1 protein-coding gene and 3 pseudogenes are annotated in these 3,161 nt (G+C 69.0%); 1 reads left to right on the top strand and 3 read right to left on the bottom strand.

Annotated elements, in window-relative coordinates:
- Window positions 1-270 precede the first annotated feature (270 nt).
- Window positions 271-661 (top strand): annotated as a pseudogene (locus CC117_RS40460) (ZIP family zinc transporter); the annotation flags it as partial.
- 92 nt (window positions 662-753) lie between these two features.
- On the opposite strand, the pseudogene CC117_RS40455 reads toward CC117_RS40460, so the two are convergent.
- The 3 genes and pseudogenes from CC117_RS40455 to CC117_RS09215 all read right to left on the bottom strand — a co-directional run.
- A pseudogene (locus CC117_RS40455) lies at window positions 754-2,213 on the bottom strand (aminotransferase class I/II-fold pyridoxal phosphate-dependent enzyme).
- A gap of 248 nt (window positions 2,214-2,461) precedes the next feature.
- Window positions 2,462-2,773, bottom strand: a complete 312-nt coding sequence (locus CC117_RS09220) for a transposase (protein WP_071083331.1) — start codon at window positions 2,771-2,773, stop codon at window positions 2,462-2,464.
- Between the two features lie 9 nt (window positions 2,774-2,782).
- A pseudogene (locus CC117_RS09215) lies at window positions 2,783-3,161 on the bottom strand (hypothetical protein); the annotation flags it as partial.

Genomic DNA, 3,161 nt, shown 5'->3' with positions numbered 1-3,161 from the left:
GGGTTGTCGGTCTCCTCCAAGTGGATCACCTTCTGTGGCGGGGTCCAGGCCGACCATGGACAGCGCGCCGGCAGCCACGTTACGAGCAGGCATCACCCACGCCAGGTCTCTAYCAGCGGTCACGTCCGTCCGCCGCCTCCGGTGACAACACCCCCCAGGTCATGAGCGACAGGGGCGATCAGTCATGCCGGAGACGGTGGCYTGAACGGCCCGTTTCGGGCCTGCGAGCAAGGTAACTGTGAGCAGCAGCCCTCGGTAGGTGAGTAAGCGGGTTCTGGCACAGCGCTCGCTCTCAGCACGCTGCTGGACGCCATCCCCGCATCAGTGGTGATCGGTGCGAGCCTGGTGGGTGGCGGGGCGGTCAGCGCGGTCACCGTGGCGGTGTTCGTCAGCAACGTGCCCGAGGGGCTGTCCAGCACCGCGGGTATGCGCCGGGCCGGCCGTTCCCCGAGCTACGTCTTCGGCCTGTGGACCGCCATCCCGCTGATCAGTGGTCTTGCCGCTGGCCGCCGCAGTGACCGCCGTGGCGGGGGGCGCCATCCTGACCATGATTGCGGACACGATGATCCCGGAGGCGTTCGACGAGGCGCATCTGGCGATCGGCCTCATCCTTCTCGTCGGATTCCTGGGCGCGTTCTCGCTGTCGGTCTCCGAGCGGTGATCCGGCCGCGAGAGCTCTCGGCGGCCATGCCGCCACTGGGATGGTGGGCCTGAGATTGCCCGCGGCCGGGCTGGTGCGGCGCACCTGGCCGGTCAGCCGCGGGCTACTCGGAGGGTGGCCAGGTCGGGATCCGCGGCGTCGGGTATCGCCATGCCCGCCGCGCCGACGGTAAGCAGATACTGCACCACCGCCTCGTTGATCCGCTCGCCGGGCAGAGCGACGGGGATGCCGGGCGGGTAGGGGGTGAGCTGTTCGGCCGCAATGCGTCCCACCGCCTCCCGCGGRCACACGGCCTCGGTGGGGCCGAAGAAGGCGTCTCGTGGCAGGTCGACGGTCTCGAGTTCGAGGACGGTTGGGTCCGGCAACTCGACCGGGGTGGGGAGCGGCAGGGCCGGTGCCGCGTCGACGAGCTCCCGTAGGGCCGTGACCAGGCGCGCCCCGGTGTGGGAGTCGTCGGCGAAGGTGAGCTGGGCGCTGATCCGCCGGTGATCGCTCAGGCCCATGTCAAGGTGGGTGTGCTCGTGTAGCCAGTCGGTGGCCTGATCGCCGCTGATCCCCAGGCCAGCGGTGTCCACCACGATCTGCAGCCGGTCAAGGTCGTGAGATGCCTCGACACCCAGGAACTCGTCGTGCATCACCCGCAGGCCGTCCAGCCCGTCGATGGTAGGGCGTAGGCCGGCGGCGAGATCAAGGGCGGACTGCAGCAGGCCGTGCCCCTCTTCCACCATCTGCCGGCGCCARCCGTCCATCGCCGCATACAGCAGGACATTCGGGCTGGTCGTGRCAAGCAGATCCGCGCAGGCACGCAACCGGACCGGGTCGACCAGATCGCCCTGTAGGTGGAAGACCGATCCCTGTTCGAAGCCGGCACTCATCTTGTGCACGCTCACCACACAGACGTCGGCGCCGGCGTCCATCGCCCAGGTCGGAAGATCCTCATGGAAGGGAAGGTGCGCGCCCCAGGCCTCGTCCACGATCAGCGGACGGCCCCGCTGGTGACAGACCTCGGCGATGGTCGCGATGTCGGCGCAGGTGCCGTAGGGAGTCGGGCTTGTGACCAGCATGCCCGCGACGTCCGGCCAGCATTCCCAGCACGCCTCCACCTCCGCCGCGGACGACGGATGTGCCAGGTGGAGCCTCCCGTCCCAGCGCGGACGGACCCACCGAGGCCGCATGCCGGACAGGATCAGCCCAGCGATCACCGACTTGTGCGCGTCGCGCCCCACCAGCAACTCTCCCCGGCCGCCCGCCACCGCGAGCATCGCCGCCTTCACCGACAGGGAGCTGCCACAGGTCGAGAAGAACGCCTGTTCGGCCCCCACCGCGTCGGCCATGAGTTCCTCGGCCTCCGCGACGAACCCGCCCGAGGTCTGCCGGTCGTCCAGACCTGAGGTGGCCAGAACATCGGCGCGGAAAGTATCCGCGCCGAGGACCGCCCTCACTCGCGGATCAGCGCCGAGGCCCTGTTTGTGACCTGGCGGGGTGAACCCGTACCTACCCGAACGGTGATAATCCGCGAGCGCGTCGAGAACAGGTCCTGGGTGTGATCCATGACTCTGCCGATACCCCGGTGGCGACCGACCTCACATGTTTCCGCGGTGGTTCGCGGCTCGTTTCGGGAGACGGCAAGACCATTCTCGGCGGCGCGCGTGCGCTGATCCGCGACGACGGGGCGATCGTGCTGGCCGCGGGTCCTGGCGGGCCCGTATGCTGCGGGCTCTTCAGCCGTAGCTTGTGCAGGTTCCCTCCGCCCGGCCTGTGGGCAAGGGCTCCGGCGTATTCGCGGTCTGACCTGTTTTGTCACGGGAAGCCGTGGAGATCGAGTGCGGCGGTCGGGGTGGTGTGGTTGGTCGGGATGTTGCCGGTGCGCAGAGTGGAGGCGTCCTCGCCGAACGACACGTCGCGGACGTAGTGGACCTTGTTCTCGACGTGCCAGTGGCGGCGGGCGCGGGCGGCGAGGAGAGCGGGGCTGGCGGTCTCGGCGGGATGATCGGTGATCACGTAGACGGTCTCGCGGCTGGGTCTGCGTCCTTTCACCCGCCGCCAGCGGATGATCCGCACGGCCTGGACGGCATGCGGGAAGTCGAGGAAACCGACGGTCGCAGCCTTCACGCTGGTTGGTCAGGTTGGGGCGACCAGTGGGTGGGAGTGGCCCACGTGGTCAAGCAGTGCTGCCAGTTCTGGTGGGGGTGGGGCGGTCGACCAGCGGTGCCAGTACAGCTGCAGACGCGCCCAGGGGCTCAGCCAGCCGCGGACCTGTCGCAGTGTGTCCTGCCAGACGATGCGGCGCCGTGGATTTTYCCCCGCCGCCTTGCGGTCCTCGCGGGGTGTTTCCTGGGCGTGGTCGGAGGGTGGCGCGCTCAGCAGGCTGAAGGTGAACGCCAGCATGACCAGCTGCCAGTGGCGCAACGGCACTTGTGTCGCCTGTGGTAGATGATCTGGGTTGTGGTGGTGGAGGCGTGGGCGGCGGAGCTGGATGGTCTGTGGGCACGTGGGACTG

Source organism: Parafrankia colletiae, assembly GCF_001854655.1.
GTDB classification, from domain to species: Bacteria; Actinomycetota; Actinomycetes; order Frankiales; family Frankiaceae; genus Parafrankia; species Parafrankia colletiae.
Note: the sequence above shows the minus strand (reverse complement) of the source record. Positions and strands in the feature narration are given on the sequence as shown.